This is a genomic window from Flavobacterium chungbukense (assembly GCF_020805785.1).
In the GTDB taxonomy this organism is placed as follows: domain Bacteria; phylum Bacteroidota; class Bacteroidia; order Flavobacteriales; family Flavobacteriaceae; genus Flavobacterium; species Flavobacterium chungbukense.
The window spans coordinates 110,961-133,192 of the sequence record NZ_JAJGZV010000009.1; the positions used below are offsets into that span (position 1 = coordinate 110,961).

General features: G+C 32.3%; 25 protein-coding genes and 1 pseudogene. 15 read left to right on the forward strand and 11 right to left on the reverse strand.

The window, feature by feature from the left end:
- Positions 1 to 25 precede the first annotated feature (25 nt).
- The 5 genes and pseudogenes from LL966_RS20140 to LL966_RS20160 form a co-directional block, all read right to left on the reverse strand.
- Positions 26 to 451, reverse strand: a pseudogene (locus tag LL966_RS20140) (aspartate kinase); the annotation flags it as partial.
- Positions 452 to 600: 149 nt separating this feature from the next.
- Positions 601 to 831 carry a DUF5808 domain-containing protein gene (locus LL966_RS20145; protein WP_229355723.1) on the reverse strand — a complete coding sequence of 77 codons (231 nt, stop codon included), beginning with the start codon at positions 829 to 831 and terminating at the stop codon, positions 601 to 603.
- The gene (locus LL966_RS20150; protein ID WP_229355724.1) at positions 782 to 1,726 is read right to left on the reverse strand and encodes a sporulation-delaying protein SdpB family protein; all 945 of its coding nucleotides are present in this window, start codon (positions 1,724 to 1,726) and stop codon (positions 782 to 784) included. Before LL966_RS20150 ends, LL966_RS20145 begins: the two co-directional genes overlap by 50 nt.
- Complete coding sequence (locus LL966_RS20155; protein WP_229355725.1) at positions 1,723 to 2,292, reverse strand: SdpA family antimicrobial peptide system protein; 570 nt, start codon at positions 2,290 to 2,292, stop codon at positions 1,723 to 1,725. Before LL966_RS20155 ends, LL966_RS20150 begins: the two co-directional genes overlap by 4 nt.
- Positions 2,293 to 2,313: 21 nt before the next feature.
- A complete protein-coding gene (locus LL966_RS20160) occupies positions 2,314 to 3,093 on the reverse strand; it encodes a hypothetical protein (protein WP_229355726.1) in 780 nt (259 codons plus the stop codon).
- A 141-nt stretch (positions 3,094 to 3,234) separates the two neighbouring features.
- Here LL966_RS20160 and LL966_RS20165 point away from each other — a divergent pair, with 141 nt between their 5' ends.
- Positions 3,235 to 3,588, forward strand: coding sequence for a helix-turn-helix domain-containing protein (locus LL966_RS20165; protein ID WP_229355728.1), 354 nt, complete (start codon positions 3,235 to 3,237; stop codon positions 3,586 to 3,588).
- Positions 3,589 to 3,662: 74 nt separating this feature from the next.
- Here the strand turns inward: LL966_RS20165 and LL966_RS20170 are convergent, their stop codons facing one another.
- Positions 3,663 to 4,922 carry an aspartate kinase gene (locus tag LL966_RS20170; protein ID WP_229355730.1) on the reverse strand — a complete coding sequence of 420 codons (1,260 nt, stop codon included), beginning with the start codon at positions 4,920 to 4,922 and terminating at the stop codon, positions 3,663 to 3,665.
- Positions 4,923 to 5,061: 139 nt separating this feature from the next.
- Positions 5,062 to 5,550: a GNAT family N-acetyltransferase gene (locus tag LL966_RS20175; protein WP_229355732.1), complete on the reverse strand. Its 489-nt coding sequence runs from the start codon at positions 5,548 to 5,550 to the stop codon at positions 5,062 to 5,064.
- Between the two features lie 261 nt (positions 5,551 to 5,811).
- Here LL966_RS20175 and fbp point away from each other — a divergent pair, with 261 nt between their 5' ends.
- On the forward strand, positions 5,812 to 6,816 hold the full coding sequence (gene fbp, locus LL966_RS20180; protein ID WP_229355734.1) for a class 1 fructose-bisphosphatase: 1,005 nt from the start codon (positions 5,812 to 5,814) through the stop codon (positions 6,814 to 6,816).
- A 719-nt stretch (positions 6,817 to 7,535) separates the two neighbouring features.
- Here fbp and LL966_RS20185 read toward each other — a convergent pair.
- The gene (locus tag LL966_RS20185; protein ID WP_229355736.1) at positions 7,536 to 7,967 is read right to left on the reverse strand and encodes a TerB family tellurite resistance protein; all 432 of its coding nucleotides are present in this window, start codon (positions 7,965 to 7,967) and stop codon (positions 7,536 to 7,538) included.
- 168 nt (positions 7,968 to 8,135) lie between these two features.
- Between LL966_RS20185 and LL966_RS20190 the strand changes: the two genes are divergently transcribed.
- The 5 genes from LL966_RS20190 to LL966_RS20210 all read left to right on the forward strand — a co-directional run bounded on the left by LL966_RS20190 (position 8,136) and on the right by LL966_RS20210 (position 11,530).
- On the forward strand, positions 8,136 to 8,729 hold the full coding sequence (locus LL966_RS20190) for a HupE/UreJ family protein (protein ID WP_229355738.1): 594 nt from the start codon (positions 8,136 to 8,138) through the stop codon (positions 8,727 to 8,729).
- Between the two features lie 4 nt (positions 8,730 to 8,733).
- Positions 8,734 to 9,174, forward strand: coding sequence for a deoxycytidylate deaminase (locus LL966_RS20195; RefSeq protein WP_229355740.1), 441 nt, complete (start codon positions 8,734 to 8,736; stop codon positions 9,172 to 9,174).
- Positions 9,164 to 10,741, forward strand: a complete 1,578-nt coding sequence (locus tag LL966_RS20200) for a S41 family peptidase (RefSeq protein ID WP_229355742.1) — start codon at positions 9,164 to 9,166, stop codon at positions 10,739 to 10,741. Before LL966_RS20195 ends, LL966_RS20200 begins: the two co-directional genes overlap by 11 nt.
- A gap of 17 nt (positions 10,742 to 10,758) precedes the next feature.
- Positions 10,759 to 11,124, forward strand: a complete 366-nt coding sequence (locus LL966_RS20205) for a nuclear transport factor 2 family protein (protein WP_229355744.1) — start codon at positions 10,759 to 10,761, stop codon at positions 11,122 to 11,124.
- A gap of 88 nt (positions 11,125 to 11,212) precedes the next feature.
- Positions 11,213 to 11,530, forward strand: coding sequence for a hypothetical protein (locus tag LL966_RS20210; RefSeq protein WP_229355745.1), 318 nt, complete (start codon positions 11,213 to 11,215; stop codon positions 11,528 to 11,530).
- Positions 11,531 to 11,625: 95 nt separating this feature from the next.
- On the opposite strand, the gene LL966_RS20215 is transcribed toward LL966_RS20210, so the two are convergent.
- The 3 genes from LL966_RS20215 to LL966_RS20225 all read right to left on the reverse strand — a co-directional run bounded on the left by LL966_RS20215 (position 11,626) and on the right by LL966_RS20225 (position 13,119).
- Positions 11,626 to 12,231: an FAD-dependent oxidoreductase gene (locus tag LL966_RS20215; protein ID WP_229355819.1), complete on the reverse strand. Its 606-nt coding sequence runs from the start codon at positions 12,229 to 12,231 to the stop codon at positions 11,626 to 11,628.
- Between the two features lies 1 nt (position 12,232).
- Complete coding sequence (locus tag LL966_RS20220; RefSeq protein ID WP_095954910.1) at positions 12,233 to 12,436, reverse strand: hypothetical protein; 204 nt, start codon at positions 12,434 to 12,436, stop codon at positions 12,233 to 12,235.
- A gap of 104 nt (positions 12,437 to 12,540) precedes the next feature.
- Positions 12,541 to 13,119, reverse strand: a complete 579-nt coding sequence (locus tag LL966_RS20225) for a MarC family protein (protein ID WP_229355746.1) — start codon at positions 13,117 to 13,119, stop codon at positions 12,541 to 12,543.
- A 318-nt stretch (positions 13,120 to 13,437) separates the two neighbouring features.
- Here LL966_RS20225 and LL966_RS20230 point away from each other — a divergent pair, with 318 nt between their 5' ends.
- The 8 genes from LL966_RS20230 to LL966_RS20265 all read left to right on the forward strand — a co-directional run bounded on the left by LL966_RS20230 (position 13,438) and on the right by LL966_RS20265 (position 22,177).
- Positions 13,438 to 14,007, forward strand: coding sequence for a DUF3109 family protein (locus tag LL966_RS20230; RefSeq protein WP_229355747.1), 570 nt, complete (start codon positions 13,438 to 13,440; stop codon positions 14,005 to 14,007).
- A 335-nt stretch (positions 14,008 to 14,342) separates the two neighbouring features.
- A complete protein-coding gene (locus tag LL966_RS20235) occupies positions 14,343 to 15,320 on the forward strand; it encodes a ribonucleotide-diphosphate reductase subunit beta (RefSeq protein ID WP_229355748.1) in 978 nt (325 codons plus the stop codon).
- Between the two features lie 265 nt (positions 15,321 to 15,585).
- Positions 15,586 to 17,979: a ribonucleoside-diphosphate reductase subunit alpha gene (locus LL966_RS20240; RefSeq protein ID WP_229355749.1), complete on the forward strand. Its 2,394-nt coding sequence runs from the start codon at positions 15,586 to 15,588 to the stop codon at positions 17,977 to 17,979.
- Positions 17,980 to 18,426: 447 nt separating this feature from the next.
- Positions 18,427 to 18,774, forward strand: coding sequence for a type II toxin-antitoxin system RelE/ParE family toxin (locus LL966_RS20245; RefSeq protein WP_229355750.1), 348 nt, complete (start codon positions 18,427 to 18,429; stop codon positions 18,772 to 18,774).
- Entirely contained in the window at positions 18,758 to 19,063 is a 306-nt protein-coding gene (locus LL966_RS20250; RefSeq protein WP_229355752.1) for a helix-turn-helix domain-containing protein, read from the forward strand. Before LL966_RS20245 ends, LL966_RS20250 begins: the two co-directional genes overlap by 17 nt.
- Positions 19,064 to 19,071: 8 nt before the next feature.
- Positions 19,072 to 19,323, forward strand: coding sequence for a hypothetical protein (locus LL966_RS20255; RefSeq protein ID WP_229355754.1), 252 nt, complete (start codon positions 19,072 to 19,074; stop codon positions 19,321 to 19,323).
- A gap of 277 nt (positions 19,324 to 19,600) precedes the next feature.
- A complete protein-coding gene (locus LL966_RS20260) occupies positions 19,601 to 20,998 on the forward strand; it encodes a DUF1800 domain-containing protein (RefSeq protein ID WP_229355756.1) in 1,398 nt (465 codons plus the stop codon).
- A gap of 12 nt (positions 20,999 to 21,010) precedes the next feature.
- Entirely contained in the window at positions 21,011 to 22,177 is a 1,167-nt protein-coding gene (locus LL966_RS20265) for a DUF1501 domain-containing protein (RefSeq protein WP_229355758.1), read from the forward strand.
- The last annotated feature ends 55 nt before the right edge of the window (positions 22,178 to 22,232 follow it).

Sequence of the window (22,232 nt, forward strand, 5' to 3'; positions counted from 1 at the left end):
AATAATTACCTTTTATAAAGCAATATTAACTTAATTCTTTAGTCACAATCTGCATCGTTTCACGGCTAACTTGTTTCAATAAAACTTCTTTATTAGCTTCAACAGTGTGCGCCGCTTCTTCTGTAAAGTGACGAATCGTGTATAAAGTCACATTTTCGCTGTATTCAACTTTGAATTTTTTAGAAAGAATAGCATTCAATTCTGGGAAATTTCCAAATTTATCTTCCACGCAAACAGAGAAACTAATCGCAGAATTCTGAATCAAGTTTACTTTGATTTTAAATTCATGAAACAATCCAAAAATCTCACTGATGTTTTCTTCCATAATGAAAGAGAAATCAATAGATGAAAGCGAGATTAAAAGCTGTTCTCTTTTTACAATAAAACATGGATATTGCGGTTCAAGATCTACACCTTTAGAAACACAAGTTCCTTTTAATAAAGGTCCAATAGAAATTCTAAAATCTGCTAATGAAATATTTTTCAGATTTTCTTTTTGAAGAAGCGGAAATAAATTGAAAGCGATATATAATAGAACAATTATTAAAAAATCAGTGTAAATGTTTTTCGATTTCTCATTTAAAAAAAACACAGATTAATTTATCTTTTTATGCCCTCAGACAAAATCATAAAAAACAGAATTATGATAATGCAAATAAAAATGGAGTTAGGATTAGCAAAGTTAATTGTCCATCCCATCTCTTTTATCTTTTTAGGAGGAAACATTCTTTTGTCATCTGGATTATAATAGAAAAGTCCCCAAATCCAGTTGTTTGGATCGTTATGCCAATTGTTTTTTTCTTCTTCGGATGGATCTTGATTGTAAGACATTTTTTAAAGATATAAATTTAGTTTTAAAAAAGGCAAAAATTATGTTTTCATCATCTAGGTACAAAATTAATGCTGATGCCATAGAGAAAAAGAAAGTAACTAATCCATGAGTTATAAGAATACTAAAATGAAAGAGTAATCCTATTATGAGAAATATTTTTTTTAGCTTTATGTTTGAAGCTAAAATGCACGCGAATAGCCCTAATTCTAAGATAATAACCAACCAAGTTATTATAGGTGTGAATGAGCTTAAAGTTATTATGCTATATAATTTTTGTAAATACGAAGGAGCTCCAAAGATGTTATTTGTAAACCAATAATAAGCGCATGTTCCATCTCTCCATTCATTGTTGTATAATTTTCCTATGCCTGCATGTAAATATATTACGGCAACCTGTAATAATATCAAAAAATAATATGTATTAAAGAAAACATTGATTGCTTTTCTTGCTTTTGTATTAATGTGTTTACTAGTTTTCCATTGATTTAGTCGATTATCAAATAGACAAATAGGAATTAATAATATGCTTAAATTTGAAGCTATCTGATCTCCGCCATCAACTCCTAAAAATGAATTGCAAATACTTAAATGAACCCACGAATGTAAAAAACATGTTAATTGAGGAAGATAACCAGTTGTAATAATTAATAAGATAAGAATGGAAGCAACTTTAGCGAGTATGGGATGAAATAGTGTGAAGATGCTAAATTGTTTAAAAAAGATTATTGCGGCAAATTTTGTTTCATCGTTCAACACTAAATCAAAATTAGTAATGTATTCAATATTGTTAAAAGTAATAGTGAGTAAAGCACTTATTGCTAGCAATAGCCTTACAAGCATTAATCTTTCAGTGAAAATATTTTTTTGTTCTAATGATGCAATTAATTGATTCATTTTTCAGTGATTTCAATTGGATATACTATAAATGATGAAGGGTAATCTGGTTTTCTTTTTATTATATTCCAAGGAAGCATTATTTGAGTGACAAATAAATATTTTCCTTTGAAGTTAGGAGTGTTCCCTTTTTTTATTATAATCTTTTTATAATGAATTCTTTGCTTTTTAATCTGTTCGTTAACAGAATAAATATTAGTTGACTTAATATAGATAGGCTTAACTGAATCAGTAACTATTTTTTGAAAAACAGTATTCATTTCAATATTTAAAACTCTATTTTTCCTAGATATACCAAAATAATATTCACCTGTAAAGCTTTTTAGATTTTTCAATTTTGGCTCTAGAGTATTACAATCAAAGATATGAAGTTGTGATTCTCTAGAGCTTTTAGTGAAAAAAGCCCATCCTTGTGGGAATACCGATGTCAATTGGGATTTGGCAGTATACTGGTTATTTAGAGGATTATTTCCAAAATATATTGCTGTTACTTTAAAAAAAGTTAAGACAACAATAAGAGTAGATAAACTAAAAGAAAAAAAGGATAATTTGGATATTTTATTCATTATGTTTTCTTAAGATACGATTTAAATACCCTCTAATTCAAATGTTATTTCGGATTGATAATCATCAATCAAGTATCTCTTTTCTGATGATAATTGTGAATTTGCTTCATCAGGAAAAGGTTCGAATGGTTCAAATTCATCAATTGGTTCTATAGGAGCTTCCTGTGCAACGATTACAATGATTAATACTGCTGCTGCAGCTATCCAAACTGCTGCCCATTTGTAGTAATAATCAGGCATTACGTTTTTTGAAGTTTGTTTTTCAGATTTGATATCATTTAGTGCTTTTATAAGGTCTTCTTTAGAAGATTTTTCATCAATATTATATTTGTGTTTTAAATTAGAGCTGAATTTTTTTGCTACTAAAGAAACTTCCTCTTTGTTAAGATTTGAAATTTCATAAGTGATATTTGATATTTTTGTTGAGGCATCAGAAAAAGTGGCTTTAATTAAATAATAATCTCCTGAACCAATTTTTTTTCTAAAATTGGATAAATAATTTGGATCAGTCGATTTTATTCGGTTTATAATTTCATTTTGAAAGTTTATTATTTCTTCAATCTGTGATTTATCGGCAATAAATGATCTAAAGTTTAAATCTTTTAAATCGCTCATTTTATTTGCAACAGGTCCTTCTAAGAACATCACGCCTTTAAAAACTTCTTCATCAGTGAATGAACTCTTTTTCATTTCTTGTGTATCATTTAAAATTTCATCTTTTGTGCAACTAAACAAAAGAAACATCAATCCAGTTATTGTTGGAATATGATATTTTATGGAAATTGATTTAATTTTTTTCATAATTATTTTTTACAGTTTATGGTTACAAATCTATATTATATTGGCTGCCAGTCTTAGTTGAAAATCGGTTATTAAAAACCTAAATCCGAATAATTGTAAAATAATTCTTATGTTTATATTTGTTTTTTTAAATTGTTAATTATGAATAAAATTGTAGGAGATAATCTAAAAGTTTTGAGAAAATCAAAAAACATGTCTCAAGAGGAGGTAGCAGATCATTTGCAAATTTCACAATCAGCTTATGCTAGAATGGAACGCGGGGAAAGTACTTCTTGGACTATTCATTTTATTAAGATCTGTGAAGTTTTTGAAGTAGTACCAGAAGAATTAGTAAAAAAAGGTTTGGGAGATTCTGTTTACGAAAGTTTGATGAACACAGGAAGACAAACGGAAATTGCAATGTTAGGTGTTTATAGGAAAATCATAAAACAATATGAGTTGCAGATTGAAGACCTTAAGATGATAATTAAACATTTAAATAAAGGTAAAAACTAAAAAAGGCTTCACTAATTTTTAGTGAAGCCTTTCTAATATAATTTGAATAAATAATTACCTTTTATAAAGCAATATTAACTTAATTCTTTAGTCACAATCTGCATCGTTTCACGGCTAACTTGTTTCAATAAAACTTCTTTATTAGCTTCAACAGTGTGCGCCGCTTCTTCTGTAAAGTGACGAATTGTGTATAAAGTCACATTTTCGCTATATTCTACTTTGAATTTTTTAGAAAGAATAGCATTCAATTCTGGAAAATTACCAAATTTATCTTCCACGCAAACAGAGAAACTAATCGCAGAATTCTGAATCAAGTTTACTTTGATTTTAAATTCATGAAACAATCCAAAAATCTCACTGATGTTTTCTTCCATAATGAAAGAGAAATCAATAGATGAAAGCGAGATTAAAAGCTGTTCTCTTTTTACAATAAAACATGGATATTGCGGTTCAAGATCTACACCTTTAGAAACGCAAGTTCCTTTTAATAAAGGATTCACAAAAGATTTTACGTACAACGGAATTTCTTTTTTCTGTAAAGGCTGTAATGTTTTTGGGTGAATAACCGTTGCTCCGTAAAACGCTAATTCGATTGCTTCACGATACGAAATCTGATTCAACAAACTTGCATTTTCAAAATAACGCGGATCAGCATTCATAACTCCAGGAACGTCTTTCCAGATTGTTACGCTTTCGGCATTTAAGCAATAAGCAAAAATTCCAGCAGTATAATCAGAACCTTCACGGCCTAAAGTTGTAGTGAAATTATTTTCGTCAGCACCTAAAAATCCTTGTGTAATGTTTAGCTGTTTTCTTGGAACGTTTTTACTGATAAGTTGTTGCGTCGTTTCCCAATCCACCTCTGCATCTCTATAATTTGCATTGGTTTTAATGAAATTACGAACATCAAGCCATGACGTTTGAATTCCCATAAAATTCATGAAATGGCTTAATATATTTGTAGAAATTAATTCTCCAAAACTAACAACCTGATCGTAAACAAAGTTATAGTTTGGCGATTTATTGTGCGCTAAGAAATATTCTAATTCAGCAAACTGAGCATTTACTGCTGCAAAAACTTCATGTTTTTCTTCTTCAAACAAATCTAATAAGATTTGATTGTGGTATTTTTTTATTTCTTGAACAGAAGAATTCAATTCTGTCGATTTTTCAAAATAATTCTTGATAACAACTTCAAGAGCATTTGTTGTTTTTCCCATAGCCGAAACTACAAGAATTACGTCTTCGTAACCTACTTTTTGCAAAACGTCATATACGTTTTTAATTCCATCTGCATCTTTTACAGATGCTCCTCCAAATTTAAATACTCTCATTATTAATTTATAGATTTTAGATTCTAGATTTCAGATTTGAGGCGAAATCCTAATAATTTATTTTTTTTTGCCACTAATTCCGCGAATTTTCACGAATTAATTTGTGTGAATTAGTGTAATTCGTGGCAAGCTAATTTTTTTATAATTTTTCTAAGAACGAATTAACTCCAGCTTCATCCATTTGCACAACTTGCCAATCTTCAAGAATTTTTGCGCCAGAATTTTTGTAAAAGTTAACTGCTGGAGTGTTCCATGCCAAAACATTCCATTCAACTCTTCTTACGCCGTCTTTTTTTCCTTGTTTCATAATTTCAGCATAAAGAGCAGAACCTAAACCAGTACCGCGCATTTTCTCTTTTACAATTAAATCTTCAAGGTGTATTGTTTTTCCTTTCCAGGTAGAATAGCGGTAATAATACAATGCAATTCCAACAATCTCTTTTTGTTTTTCTTCGTTTTCAATCTCTGCCACAAAAACGTGAAATAATGGTTTTTCGCCAAAACCGTCACGCACTAAATCCTCCTCCGTAATGACAACTGCTTCAGGTTCTTTTTCGAATATCGCCAGCTCCTGAATAAGTCCCAACACCGATTTCATGTCTTCAGGATTCCCTTTTCTAATATTCATAATCAATTCATTTTACTTTTTGTCCTTTATAGTATCGCTTTTTCCTTTATTAGATTTGCTCTTGCGAATATATATAAGAAACAATTTTTTGTATTCGTATTTTTAAGTATTTATTATCTAAAAAAGCATTTTTTTAGTTGTTGCTTTTCGCATATTATTAGCAAATATACAATAGTAGCAAACTAACAAAATAATTTTTGAATCATTCTCACAAAATAAGCGATATTTGTGACTTAAAAACAAAACTATAACGATTTAGAAATGGAAGAACGCAATAAAACACTGGGAGAGTTTATTATTGAGAACCAAAAAGCATTTCAGTATTCTTCGGGAGAGCTTTCCCGAATTATCAACTCTATTAGATTGGCAGCCAAGGTTGTGAATCATAAAGTAAACCAAGCTGGACTTGTGGATATAATTGGCGCCGCGGGCGAACAAAATATTCAAGGAGAAGATCAGCAAAAATTAGATGTCTATGCAAACGAAGTATTTATCCAGACGTTAATAAACCGTGAGATTGTCTGTGGTATTGCTTCTGAAGAAAACGACGATTTTATTACAGTTCAGGGGAGCGACAACTGTCATAATAATAAGTACGTGATCTTAATGGATCCGCTTGATGGATCTTCAAACATTGATGTAAATGTTTCGGTCGGAACTATTTTTTCTGTTTTTAGAAGAATTACTCCGATTGGAACTCCGGTAACAAGCGAGGATTTTTTACAACCGGGGATCAATCAAGTTGCAGCAGGCTATGTAATTTATGGTACTTCAACTATGTTGGTTTACACTACAGGTTTTGGAGTAAATGGATTTACGTTAAATCCAGCGATTGGAACTTTTTACCTTTCGCATCCAAACATGAAATTTCCAAAAGATGGAAATATTTATTCTGTGAATGAAGGGAATTATGTTCATTTTCCGCAGGGAGTAAAAAATTACATTAAATACTGCCAGCGCGAAGAAGGCGATAGACCTTATACTTCAAGATACATTGGAAGTTTGGTTGCCGATTTTCATAGAAATATGATTAAAGGTGGCGTTTATATTTATCCGACAAGTTCAAAAGCACCAAAAGGAAAATTACGTTTGTTATATGAATGTAATCCGATGGCGTTTCTAGCAGAACAAGCAGGAGGAAAAGCAACAGACGGTTTTGGAAGAATTATGGAAATCCAACCGACAGAATTGCATCAAAGAGTTCCATTTTTCTGCGGAAGTTATAATATGGTAGAAAAAGCAGAGGAATTTATGGCGGCTGAATAAAAGTATTCAGCTTTCAGTTTCAGTTTTCAGATAAAGCAAACCCAACAGGTTTTTAATACTTGTTGGGTTTTTTTGTTTGATGTAATTAATTATTTAAACAGGACTGAAGTCCAGCTCTATAATATAATTTGTTCCTTCGGAACTGTAAAAGAGCCTTTGGCTCGATCCATATTGTAGGAGACTTCAGTCCGCTTGAAGGTTGGTTTTGGCGGTTTAATTTTTGTTTGATTTAATTAATTATTTAAACTGGACTGAAGTTCAGCTCTACAATATAATTTGTTCCTTCGGAACTGTGAAAGAGCCTTTGGCTCGATCCATATTGTAGGGAGGGACTTCAGTACGCTTGAAGGTTGGTTTTGGCGGTTTAATTTTTGTTTGATTTAATTAATTATTTAAACTGGACTGAAGTCCAGCTCTACAATATAATTTGTTCCTTCGGAACTGTAAAAGAGCCTTTGGCTCGATCCATATTGTAGGGCTGGACTTCAGTCCAGTTGACGGTTGATATTTGGTGATTAACGGTTAATGTTTTACGGTTGATGGTTGACGGTTGACGGTTGACGGTTAATGGTTGACGATTGAGGTTTGATTGGATATGTAGAATGTAAAAACAGAAAATCCGATAGATTTTTTTAAATCTATCGGATTTATAAAATTTAGTTTCAATTTTAGTATCAGTATAAAACTGAATACTAAAAACTGAAAACTGAAAACTTTTTTTATTTGTTCATATTCTCCATTTCGAAAAGGAAAGTATCCAAATCTACTTTTTTGTCTACTAAAGAAAGTGCTTTAGAAACAATAAAATCTACGTTTCCTGGAGTAAACCCTAAAGCTAATCCCATACGTCTTAACATTACTTCTTGTAAATCTCCTAAATGATGGTCAACATGCACCATTCTCGCTAAGTCATACAAACGCTCTAAACGCTGCGTGTATAAATAAGGAGGGTTTATTGGGTGTTTCCAAGGGTCTGAAAGTATTTCTTTATATTCTTCTTCTGAAATTTGTAATGTTGAAGCAATTTTATTCAAAAACTCTTGTTCTTGTTGGTTGATTTTTCCGTCAGCAAATGCTACACGCACAATTGCAGAGAAATGACCTCTGTTTCTTTGTTTGAATTCGTTATCAAATAATTCTGAAAATGGCATAATTAATTAGTTTTTAAAGAACAAATATAGTCCTATTTTTAAATTATTAATTTTAAATTTCTCATAAAATTTAACTTTTTTTAATGCAGGATTTGACGGCTTTAAATCTTTAAGTTTGAAAATTAATTGTAAGTTTACAGCCCCTAATTATTTAATTACATTATACCTATGTCACAATTTTGGATTTATTTTCAAATAGGATTAAAACACGTTTTAGATATCAATGCTTACGATCACGTTCTTTTTTTAATCGCCCTAACTGTTCCGTATTTATTTAAAGACTGGAAAAGAATATTTCTACTCGTTTCTTTATTTACAATCGGACATACATTGGCTTTAATTCTTTCTGTTTACGGTATCATAACCATAAAAGTAAATCTTGTAGAATTCCTTATTCCAATTACAATTTTGGTAACAGCGCTCTATCATTTATTTACAGCAGGAAAGACTTCTAAAAACGATGGTGTTAATCTGGTGTTTTTTATAACTTTATTCTTTGGAATTATTCATGGTTTAGGATTTTCTAATTATTTCAAAACAATTTTAGGAGGCTCTGCAACGTCAAAATTGTTACCTTTGGGAGAGTTTGCGTTAGGAATTGAAGCGGCGCAACTTGTAGTGGTTTTTGTTGTCTTGGTAATTTCATATATAGTGCAGACAGTTTTCCGTTTTTCAAAACGTGACTGGGCGCTTGTAATGTCGGCTTTCATCATTGGAGTTGTTATTCCGATGATTATAGAAAGTCCAATTTGGAACAGATAAATTAATGGAAGTAAAAAAATTGAATAAATACGATAAAGCTTATCTGCGAATTGCAAAAGAGTGGGGACAGCTTTCTTATTGTAAGCGTAAAAAAGTTGGAGCCATTATCGTAAAAGACAGAATGATCATTTCTGATGGATACAATGGAACTCCATCTGGATTCGAAAACTGCTGCGAAGATGAAGAAGGATTAACGCGTTGGGATGTATTACATGCTGAAGCAAATGCCATTCTTAAAGTAGCCAGATCAACACAGTCTTGCGAAGGAGCAACGCTATATATTACGCTTTCGCCTTGTAAGGAATGCAGTAAATTAATCCACCAATCAGGGATTAAAAGAGTAGTTTATAAAGATGGGTATCGTGATGATTCCGGAATTCAATTTTTAATAAAAGCAGGTGTTGAAGTAGAACATGTTCCTGTTTTAGAAGAGGATGAAATTTAATTCGAAATATTTACCAATAGTAATAGGAGCAACTTTCGCTCTTGGAACAATTGCAGGAAGCTTTATGAGTGCTCCCGCAAACGACCAGCTTTTGGCTAAAAATTACTCGAAAACCAAACTTAATAAATTAATTGATTTTATCAATACAGAATATGTTGATAGTGTAAACACAGATTCTATTGTAAACCTTACGGTTGATAATATACTTTCTAAATTAGATCCGCATTCGGTATATATTCCGCCAAGTGAACAAGCGGAAGTTGCCGAAAGTATGAAAGGTGATTTTGTCGGAATCGGAATCAATTTTTATATGTATAAAGATTCTGTAGCGATTATAAAACCAGTCGAAAACGGACCTTCAGCAAAGGCAGGACTAAAATCTGGTGATCGAATTCTGTATGCGGGAAAAACCAAATTGTTCGGCAGAAGATTGCCTTCAGATAGTTTATTTTCGAAATTAAAAGGACTTCAAGGTTCTGAAATTGAATTGACGGTTTTTAGAAAATCAGAACAAAAGAAACTTAAGTTTAAAGTAAAACGAGATGTTATTCCGATTAAGAGCGTTGATGCTTCTTTGATGCTTGGAAATAAAATCGGTTACATCAAAATTAATCGTTTTGCAGAAACTACTTTCAACGAATTTAAAACGGGTTTAACGAGATTAAAACAAAAAGGAATTGAGTCGCTTGTAATTGACCTTCGTGATAACGGCGGTGGTTACATGGAAGAGGCTATAGCTATTGCAGACGAATTTTTAAAAGATAAACAGCTAATTGTTTTTACGAAAAGTAAAAACGGTTCGACAGAGAAAACATATGCGACAAAAGCAGGAAGTTTCGAAACTGGAAAAGTATATGTTTTAATAAATGAAAATAGTGCTTCTGCAAGCGAAATCTTAGCTGGAGCAATTCAGGATAATGATCGTGGAACTATTGTTGGGCGACGTTCTTTCGGAAAAGGTTTGGTTCAAAGAGAAATGGATTTCAATGACGGATCGGCGGTAAGATTGACCGTTGCACGTTATTACACACCAACAGGAAGATCAATTCAAAAACCTTATAAAAAAGGAAATGAAGAGTATTTTAAAGAATCTGAGGCAAGATTGAAAACGGGCGAATTATATGCTAAAGACAGTATAAAAGTAGCGGATTCATTAAAATTTAAAACTCCAAAAGGCAAAATCGTTTACGGTGGCGGCGGAATTGTTCCGGATGTTTTCGTTCCGATGGAAGCAGAACACGGAAATGAGAATGTTGCGTACTTATTACAGACAGGAATCGTTGGTCATTTTGTTTTTGAAGAATTGGATAAAAATCGAGATATTTTTGAAGGAGATAATTTTAATACCTTTTTAAATAAAATGAAGAACTCAGATTTATATTTCAAAAAGTTTAAAAACTATATTTTAATGACAGGTTTAGATTTGAAATTGGATAAAACCAAAGCGCTTGTAAACCGATATATCACGGCTGAATTTGCTCGTCAGCTATATGGAGAATTGGATTATTATGATGTTATTTTGAAAGATGATGCCATGATTAAAACAATTCTGAATCCGAAAAAATAACTTCAAATTCTTATATCATGAAAATAGAAACCGTTATTGATGCAGAAATTGAACTTCTAACTGCCATTAAAAAATCGGATGTTTTGGCTTTGGAAACAATCCTTCATGATGATTTGCTTTTCAATATGCCCGACGGACAAACCATAACTAAAGATTTTGATTTGCAGTCGTATCGTTCTGGTAAAATGAAAATAGATTTTTTGGAAGCTTCTGATCAAATTGTAAATATAATTGAAAGCACGGCAGTGGTGTCAGTTAGTGTTTCATTAAAAGGAAGTTACGATAATAATCCAATTAACGGAGTTTTCAAGTACATAAGAGTCTGGAAAAAATCGGGTAAAAATTTGAAAGTAATTGCTGGAAGCTGCGTTCAGCTGGCATAAATTTTGAAACAATAAATAATATAAACTTAAAATAAACCTTGCGAACCTCGCGTAAATCTTAGCGAACTTCGCGGTTAAACTATTATATATGAAAAATCTAAAGAAAATAAGTCTACTTGTAATTTTAATGGCTTTTGCAATCTCTTGTACAACTATGAAAAGCGATGCAAATGCGCCAGTTTCAGGAAGAGTAGAATCAATAGAAGGAGGAAAAGACGGTTACACAGCAAAAATTACAACAGACAATAAAGAGGTATATTTTGCTACAATTAGTATTGTAAATGTTGGTGGTCCTCAAAACTACAAACAATTAAAAATTGGTGATGTCGTTTCTGTAAAAGGAGAAAAATGGAAAACCGAAGACGAAAATCATATTAAAGTAACAGAAATCGTTTCGGTTAAATAAAGGCAAAAAAAATAAACCATATAAGTGATATAAGTTCAAATTATACTTTGAGTATAGATTAAATGAATTTATATCACTTATATGGTTTAATAATTTTATCTAATACTATCGTGCGAATGAGTTTGCACGCCGTTATTCCATAAAGTAAGAATGTCTGTTGCAACAGCAGCGCCACTTCCGGCGGCAATTGCCAATTGACTTCTCCATCCTGCCAAAGTTCCAATTGCATAAATGCCATCAGCAACTTTATGATCTTCATTTTTAAGTTGAATACGTTGTTTTTCTGGAAGTGCTTTTTTGTGAGGTTCAACAAATTGCATTAAACCTTCAATGTCAAAAGTATTTGCAGAACCAATTCCCACAACGATGTTTTTTGTTTTGTAAGAATTTTTGTTGGTAACTACAGTAAATTCAGGATAAGTGCCCTCAACTCTAATTACTTTTTCGTTTGCAATTTGAGTAATATGCGGGTAAGTAGTCGCTAAATCCTGCGTGCTTTCTGTAAGCAGTTCAGAACCTAATTTTCCTGGTGTAATTCCGTAAGCGTTATAAAATATTGCCTCTTGTAAAGAAGAATTTTTCTGGTGGGTAAAAATTCCGATATTTTTGTCAGTAACAAATGCCTTGTTTTTTGCGGATCCTAAAACTAGAGCACAGGACATACCTGAAACTCCTCCGCCTATAATTAAAACATCAAACATATTATCTGTTGTCATTCATTTTTTCCTCGATTCTTTTTGAAATTCTAAAAATCAAAAGAATCAGAACAGCGCAAAATGAAGCGGCGATTCCAATAAAAGCTACAATACTGTCTCCTTGAAAAGGATTTTTAAAGTCTAATAGCGTAATATTAAAAACAATTAAAGCTAATGCTAAAAGCACTAAGATTGAAGTAAAAATTTTCATAAGATTGTTTCTGTTTGGTCTAAAATAATAAAGTAGAACTCCTTAAAAATGACTAAGAGTTATATTTTAGAATATTTTATGGGGTAAATTTATAAAAATAAATTTTAGACAAACAAACCTTTAACATTAGCAGCGAATAATTTAACAGCAATTGCTAAAAGTATCACACCAAATGTCTTACGAACGACTCCAAGTCCGTTTTCTCCTAACAAATTTTCGATTTTTTTAGAAGATTTCAAAACGATATAAACCAAAATGATATTCAGTAAAATCGCAATGATAATATTAATAGTGTGAAATTGAGATCGAAGCGATAATAATGTAGTCATAGTTCCTGCTCCTGCGATTAATGGAAATGCCAAAGGAACGATAGAAGCAGATCCTGGTTCTTCGTCACGGTAAATTCTAATTCCTAAAATCATTTCTAAAGCTAGAAAGAATAAAACGAAAGATCCGGCAACGGCAAATGAATGTACATCAATGCCAATTAAGTTTAATAATCCCTCTCCAACAAAAAGAAAAACAATCATGATAGCACCGGCAACAATAGAAGCTTTTTCAGATTCTATATGTCCCACTTTTGCTCTTAAATTGACAATAATCGGAATTGAACCTACAATATCAATCACTGCAAAAAGCACCATACTAACGGTAACGATTTCTTTAAGGTCTATATCTAACATATCGCTTTGATTTTTAAGGTTTAAAAAACTGCTGCAAAAGTAGTTAATAAAGTTAGGTGATTTTTCGATAGTCTGTATTTTTGTTATAAAAACATGTTTATGTTGTTAAAAAAGTGATATTTGTAACAATTATAGTTTTTGTCACAGAGTATCGCAAAGATTTTCCGCAAAGATTCACGAAGTAATATTCTAAAAAGTATATAAAAAAAGAGAATCTTTGTGAATCTTTGCGAGAAACTTCTGCGAATCTTTGCGGTACATTTTTTATGTGCTTTCTTTGACTATCTTTGCACTTTATAAATAACAGTATTTTATATCATGTTTCAGTTAGGGAAAACTATTATTTCAGAAGATATTCTGGAAAAAGAATTTGTTTGCAACTTGTCAGCTTGTAAAGGGGCTTGTTGCGTTGATGGAGATGCGGGCGCGCCTTTGAATGAGGCTGAAACGAAAATCTTAGAAGAAATTTATCCGAAAGTAAAACCCTTTTTAAGAAAAGAGGGAATTGCTGCAATAGAAGCGCAAGGAACTTGGGTAACCGGAACCGATGGTGATCTTGAAACACCGCTTATTGATAATAAAGATTGCGCTTATGTAATTTTTGATGGTAAAACTGCGCTTTGCGGAATTGAGCAGGCTTACAATCAAGGAATCGTAGATTGGAAGAAACCTGTTTCTTGTCATTTATATCCGATTCGCGTAAAAGATTTCACGGAATTTGCCGCAGTGAATTATGATAAATGGGATATTTGCGATGATGCTTGTTCGTTAGGAAAAGAATTAGAGGTTCCAGTTTATAAATTTGTAAAAGAAGCGCTAATCCGTCGTTTTGGACAAGACTGGTATTTGGAACTTGAAAAAGTAGCAGAAGAACATAAAAATTCGTAAAATCAGCATTCAAAATTATAGTCATTTTGACTACTTCTTTTAACTCAAAAAAATAAAGTTTTAGCTCAAAAAAAACTTTTTAAAACTATTTGTAATTTCTTGCTTTTTATTTCAAAAAGTCTATATTTTACAGGGCTTCAAGCTATAATTGTTTGATTTAAATGCTTCATTTACAGTAAATTGATTATTGTGTGAAAAATGTTTCAAAAATTTAACGTTGTTAAAAACTACATCAAATTGTGAATAAGTTTGACTTTCATTTTTGACGTTAATTGACAATCTTTGTAGTCTACTGAATCAGTAAAAATTCAATAAAAAAATTAACAGAATCTGTCATGTCACAAATCGAACCAATATTACAAGAAAATAAAAACCGTTTCGTTATTTTTCCGATTAAACATCATGATATTTGGGAATGGTACAAAAAGATGGAAGCAAGTTTTTGGACTGCCGAAGAAATCGACTTGCACCAAGATTTGACAGACTGGAATAATAAATTGAATGACGACGAAAGATACTTCATCAAGCATATTTTAGCATTCTTTGCAGCTTCTGACGGAATTGTAAATGAAAACTTGGCTGAGAACTTTGTAAACGAAGTGCAATATGCTGAAGCAAAATTTTTCTACGGATTTCAAATCATGATGGAGAATATTCACAGTGAGACATATTCTTTGTTGATTGATACGTATGTAAAAGACGAAGCTGAAAAAACAGAATTGTTTAATGCTTTGGAAGTTTTTCCTGCAATTGCTAAAAAAGCAGAATGGGCTTTAAAATGGATCGAGTCTGATTCGTTTGCTGAAAGACTTATTGCTTTTGCTGCCGTTGAAGGAATCTTTTTCTCAGGTGCTTTCTGCTCAATTTATTGGTTGAAAAAACGTGGTTTAATGCCAGGTTTAACATTCTCTAATGAGTTGATTTCTCGTGACGAAGGCGTACATTGTGATTTTGCAGTTCACTTGCACAATCATCATTTGGTAAACAAAGTGCCAAAAGAAAGAATTAAAGAAATCATTGTTGATGCTTTAGATATCGAAAGACAGTTTGTAACAGAATCTCTTCCGGTAAGTTTAATTGGTATGAACGCGACTTTAATGACACAATATTTAGAGTTCGTTGCTGATAGATTATTGGTGGAACTAGGTTGTGAACGAGTGTATGGATCAGCGAATCCATTCGATTTCATGGACATGATTTCTCTTCAAGGAAAAACTAATTTCTTTGAAAAACGTGTTGCAGAGTATCAAAAATCTGGTGTGATGAACACCGATAGCGATGCTCAGAAAATTTCATTCGATGCAGATTTTTAGGTAACAAAATACTTTTAGCGCCTGATCTTCCAGTAACGCTAAAAAAAGATTACAGATTTATTTTTTTAAGGTTGAATCTCTTTCCCCAAGTCGCAGGTTCAATAGCATTTTTTGACGCATTTAAATTCGATTTTCGAATTTGAAACGAGTAACTATTGAGAATTTGGTAATTCTCTAAAATTAATTTAAAAACACGCAATGTTTAAGTGCCAGAGCTCGTTCTCTAAGTACTTTCATTTTTTCAATAACTATAAAAGGTAAGCTTATGTATGTAGTAAAAAGAGATGGCCACAGAGAGCCCGTAATGTTTGATAAGATTACAGAAAGAATCAAAAAGTTGTGTTACGGCTTAAATGAACTTGTTGATCCGGTAAAGGTAGCCATGAGAGTTATCGAAGGATTATATGATGGGGTTTCTACTTCTGAATTGGATAATCTTGCAGCAGAAACAGCGGCTTCAATGACTATTGCGCATCCAGATTATGCACAATTGGCAGCGCGTGTGGCAATTTCAAATCTACATTCAAATACTAAAAAATCTTTCTCAGAAACGATGAAAGATATGTATCACTACGTAAATCCAAGAAACGGTCAAGACGCGCCGTTAATTGCTGATGACGTATTTAAAGTGATTCAGGAAAATGCTGCTTTTTTAGATTCTCATATCATTTATACAAGAGATTTTAATTACGATTACTTTGGTTTCAAAACCTTAGAGCGTTCTTATCTTCTTAAAATAAACGGAAAAATCGTAGAAAGACCACAACATATGTTGATGCGTGTTTCGGTTGGTATTCACTTAGACGATTTAAAATCGGTAATTGAAACGTACGATTTAATGTCTAAAAAGTTCTTTACGCACGCAACGCCAACGTTGTTTAATGCTGGAACTCCAAAACCGCAAATGTCTTCTTGTTTCCTTTTGGCAATGCAAGATGATAGTATTGATGGAATTTACGATACCTTAAAACAAACAGCAAAAATCTCGCAATCGGCAGGAGGAATCGGACTTTCTATTCATAACGTTCGTGCAACTGGATCTTATATTCGCGGTACAAACGGAACTTCAAACGGAATTGTTCCGATGTTGAGAGTTTTCAACGATACCGCTCGTTATGTAGATCAAGGTGGTGGAAAACGTAAAGGAAGTTTTGCGATTTACATCGAAACTTGGCATGCTGACATCTTTGATTTCTTAGATTTAAAGAAAAATACAGGAAAAGAAGAAATGCGTGCAAGAGATTTATTCTTTGCTATGTGGACTTCAGATTTGTTCATGAAACGTGTTCAGGAAGATACAACTTGGACTTTAATGTGTCCGAACGAATGTCCAGGCTTGTATGATGTTTATGGAGATGAATTCGAAGCATTATACACAGATTACGAATTTAGAGGAAAAGGAAGAAAAACAATCCGTGCTCGTGAATTATGGGAGAAAATCCTTGAATCACAAATCGAGACTGGAACACCATATATGTTGTACAAAGATGCAGCAAACCGTAAATCGAATCACAAGAATTTAGGAACTATCCGTTCTTCTAACTTGTGTACAGAGATTATGGAGTTTACATCTAAAGACGAAATCGCAGTTTGTAACTTGGCTTCTATTTCGTTGCCAATGTTCATCGAAAACGGACAATTTGATCACCAAGCACTTTACAATGTTACAAAACGTGTAACTCGTAACTTGAACAAAGTAATCGACAGAAACTACTATCCAGTTCAAGAAGCAGAAAACTCTAACATGCGTCACCGTCCGGTTGGTTTAGGTGTTCAAGGTTTAGCAGATGCTTTTATTATGTTGCGTATGCCGTTTACAAGTGATGAGGCTAAAAAATTAAACCAAGAAATTTTCGAAACTTTATACTTCGCTGCCGTAACCGCTTCTATGGAAATGGCAAAAGAAGAAGGGCCATATTCTACATTTGCAGGTTCGCCAATGTCACAAGGAGAGTTCCAATACAATATGTGGGGAATGAAAGATGAAGAATTATCTGGTCGTTGGGACTGGGCTTCATTAAGAAAAGAAGTGGTTGAGCATGGAGTTCGTAACTCATTGTTAGTGGCGCCAATGCCAACTGCATCAACTTCACAAATTCTTGGAAACAACGAAGCTTTCGAGCCTTATACATCAAATATTTACACACGTCGTGTATTGTCTGGAGAGTTCATCGTAGTAAACAAACACTTACTTCACGATTTAGTAGACAGAGGTTTATGGAACGAAACATTGAAGCAAGAAATCATGCGTCATAACGGATCTGTTCAAAACATTGATGTGATTCCGCAAGACCTAAAAGAATTATACAAAACAGTTTGGGAAATGTCGATGAAAGATATTATCGATATGTCTCGTCAGAGAGGTTATTTTATTGACCAGTCTCAATCGTTGAACTTGTTCATGCAAGATGCAAACTATTCTAAACTAACGTCAATGCATTTCTACGCTTGGCAGTCAGGTTTGAAAACGGGAATGTATTACCTAAGAACAAAAGCGGCTGTAGATGCGATTAAATTTACATTAAACAACGATAAAAAAGAAGAAACAGCTCCAGCATTAGTTGCAGAAACAGAGGAAATTAGTGTTGAGGATTATAAAGCAATGCTTTTAAAAGCACAAGCTGCAGGTCCTGAAGATTGTGAGATGTGTGGGTCTTAATGATTTTAGAATTTAGATCTGAGATTTTAGATTTTTAAAATATGAAAAGCAGTTATTGTAATGATAGCTGCTTTTTTTATTCTATATTTGGTTTTTTTAATAGTAAAAATAATACAAAATATGAAATCGGAAATTAAAGATTATAGTCAGATTGCGCAGTAATTAAAAGAAGAATATTCAAAACTATCAGATTTTGAAATTTTATCATTAGCGATTCAAATACAAAGAAATCAAATTTTAGAAAATGGATTGGCAGTTAGTTCATCAGATAAACATCCTAGTACGTTAGAGGCTATAGCTATTGCATTAGGTTATGAAGGAAGTAATTCCGTGACTATTACTGATGCTTTGCGAAATATTGCAAATAGAGAGGAAGTTTAACTGGTTTTAAATATTTTTTGAATTGATAAGTTGTACTTTGGTGCAACTTTAATATATTTGTCATTTATGAATAATAATGAAAAGATTAGGTCTGTTTATTTCTTTAAAGATTATTTTAAAAAGTTTTTTGATAATCAAGAGGAAAAAGTTAAAGCAAAAATAATCTGGATAATAAGAGTAATTGAATATGTTGAAAAAATCCCATCAACATACTTAAAACATATTGAAAATACAGATAGACTTTTTGAAATTCGAATCCAGCTAGGAAGTAATATATTTAGGGTGTTCTGTTTTTTTGATGAAGGAAGATTAGTTGTTCTGGCTAATGGATTCCAAAAGAAAACTCAAAAAACACCAAAGAAAGAAATTAAAAAAGCGTTGAAAATTAAGAAAGATTATGAAAGGGAAAAATAAAAATTTGGTTAGTATAGAAGATTTTGTAGAACAACATTACGGAAAAATTGGAACGCCAAAACGTGACGAGCTAGAAGCAGGTTATGAAAATTTTAAAATTGGAGTTTTGCTTCAAGAAGCGAGACTTCAAAAAGGAATGACTCAGGAAGAACTTGCTGTAAAAGCAGGAACAACAAAATCATATATTTCTAAGATTGAGAATAACGTAAAAGAAGTCAAATTTTCGACACTTCAAAAAATTGTAGAGCTTGGATTGGGAGGACACTTAGAACTTTCAATTAAATTATAATTAAAATAATGGATTTATTAGAAAAAGCATTTCATAATAAAAAAGCGTTTTACAATCTCGGTTTGGAATATTTTCATAATATAAATTCAGAGGAGTATCAAGATATTGAATTTGATAATATTGTTTCAAAATCAATTTCAATTTTAATTGATCATGACTTTATTACGACTCCTTGTATTGAAATCAAATTAGACTTTCCAAAGATGAAAAAAAGACTGGGAACTATTTTCTTTATGTTAATGAAAACAAAGAATTCATAGATGAATTTTTAATAGTATAACCCGTGGTTTCAACCACGGGAACACATGCTTTTCCATAATACGTTTCCCCGTGGTTGAAACCACGGGCTATGTTTGATTCTGATTCTTTAATATTGTGAAAACAATATCCCCAAAAATTCCCCGTTCTAATTATTACCAAAGACTTTAAAATCTCAGCACCTCAGAATCTTAGTCCCGATTAGCTATTGGGATAGTATCTTTTAAAAAATTAAACCTTTAAAAGAAACTAGAGTCTTATTGTAATAATTTCTGAACGATGAAAAAAAGCAGTCTTTGGTCCTTACGATTAGGTTTTTCAGGAAAACAAACTTCGCAAATTGAAAAACTCGGCTTAGAAAAATTTCTAAAGCAATCTTATAATTCGAAATTTGATAAAACACTACCAGACTTTCTGCAAGATCAGCCTAAAACAACTTTAGAGTTGAAGCAAGTTCGGGAAATCATCAAAAATTCAAATCCTGAAACCAAAAAGGAAATTCAGAAAAAAGAAAATCAAGCGACTGCCGAATTCAAAAAATGGTGGATTGCCAAAATGCGTAATGATGAATTTCCGTTGCGCGAAAACATGGTTTGTTTCTGGCACAATCATTTTGTTTCTACTTCTCAAAAAGTAAAAATCAATTACTGGATTTATAAGCATAATATGATTTTACGTGAAAATGCTTTTGGCAATTTTAAAGAATTAACCAAGCAGATTTTAAAATCAAATGCCATGGTTCGGTATCTCGACAATGGTGACAATAAAAAAGGAAAAGTAAACGAAAACCTAAGTCGTGAATTACTTGAACTATTCACAATCGGAATTGGAAATTATACCGAAGAAGATATTAAAAACGGCGCAAAAGCTTTGGCTGGTTTAAATGTTGGAGATGAAGGAGCAGTTTACAGAAAAAATATAGAAGATAATAGCGATAAAACCTATTTCGGAAAAACGGGAAACTGGAAAGTAGATGATCTCGTCGATATTATTTTCGAACAAAAAAATATTCCGTATCTCATTACCAGAAAAATTCTGAAATGGTTTATTTATGATAATCCGCCCGAAGATTTAGTAGTTTATTATGGGGATTATTTTCGAAAGCAAAAGTTTGAAATCGAACCTTTATTGACTAAGATCTTTACAGAAGAATTTAAAAAGGAAAACTCTGGAAATAAAATCAAAAATCCGCTGGTTTATATTTTACAGCTTTGCGACGAATTGCAAATTCAGAATGTGAATGATGCCGCGATTATGGCTTTTATAAAACAGCAGGGAATGGATTTGTACAATCAAGTAAATGTAAAAGGCTGGGACGGTGGGAATTCTTGGCTGACTTCGCAGATTTATCTTCAAAGAAACAATACAGCCGATTTATTATGCAGTGGAAAAAGCCTAAACCGAAGAGTTTTGAAAACAATGGTAAACGGAGTTGAAAAAGAAAAGTCAGAATATGAAAAAACTCCTGTAAAAGTCGTTTTTGATTCGGACGGAAATAACAAAACCATTATTTCTGAATTGTCAGACCGTTTATTATTTAATGTTAACGAATCGGCTCAAAAAGATATGGAAAATCTTTTGAAATACGATTTTGATCCCAAAGATCTACACGCCAATTTTGCAGTGGTGAGACTTTTTAATTACATCACTAAACTTCCAGAATATCAATTAATCTAAAAAGCAGTAATCATGAACAGAAGAAATTTTCTAACATTGACAGGAACTTTTACAGGCGGATTGCTTGTACTTCCTGATTTTTTACACGCTTTTGGTTCTCAGAACAATTTGGTTGTGGGAGAACAATGCATTGTTTTTGTCCAGTTAAATGGAGGAAACGATGGTTTAAATACTTTTATTCCATACGATGATCCTTTATATTATGATTTGCGAACTAAGATTGCTTTAAATAAAGATGCAGTTGTCGGGAAGAATAAAGGAATGGCATTTCATCCTTCATTAAAGGATTTTGCCCAAATGCAGCAAAACGGAGATTTAACGGTAATTCAGAATGTGGGTTATCCAGAACCGATTCGTTCGCATTTTAGAAGTCAGGAAATTTGGCAGACTGCAACGGATTCTAATAAATATATAAATGAAGGCTGGCTCGGAAGATTTCTGGATTTGCAATGCAATGGACATCAGGCAACGGCGGGAATCAATTTAGATTCAATTGATAATCTGGCTTTAAAAGGAGTCGAACCGAATTTTATAACGGTAAAAGATCCAGATCGTTTTAAGGTAAAATCAAAAGAAGAGAATGTGACATTATCTAAAAATCCGCATTTAGATTTTGTTCGAAAAATTGCCAATTCGGTTACCGAAGGTTCAGATGAAATCCAGAAAGCTTTGGCAAAATCTAAAACAGAAATCAGTTACCCGAAAACAGAATTATCTAAAAACCTAGAATGGATTGCGCGATTGATAAAAGGAAATCTAAATTCAAAAGTGTATTATACGTCTCTGAACGGATTTGATACGCACGACAATCAGCTTTCCATTCACGAACGAAAACTGACAGATTTAAACGATTCTTTATTTAGTTTTTATTCTGATTTAAAAGAAGCGAAGTTATTGCAAAATGTTACAGTAGTCGTTTTCTCTGAATTCGGAAGACGTGTAAAAGATAACGGTAACGGAACCGATCACGGAACTGCTGCGCCAATGTTTATTATAGGAGGAAATAATAAAGGAACAATTTTAGGCAAAAATCCAAATCTTGCAGACTTAGAAAACGGCGATTTAAAATATGAAATAGATTTTAGAAGTGTGTACGCTTCTTTATTAAAAGAAAAAATGAATTTCGATTATGCTAAAATTGGTATTTCGAATAAACCGGTTTCAGGGTTGTTTGCATAATTGCAATCTTGTCATTTCGACTGAAAGGAGAAATCACACTAGAAATTCTACATAG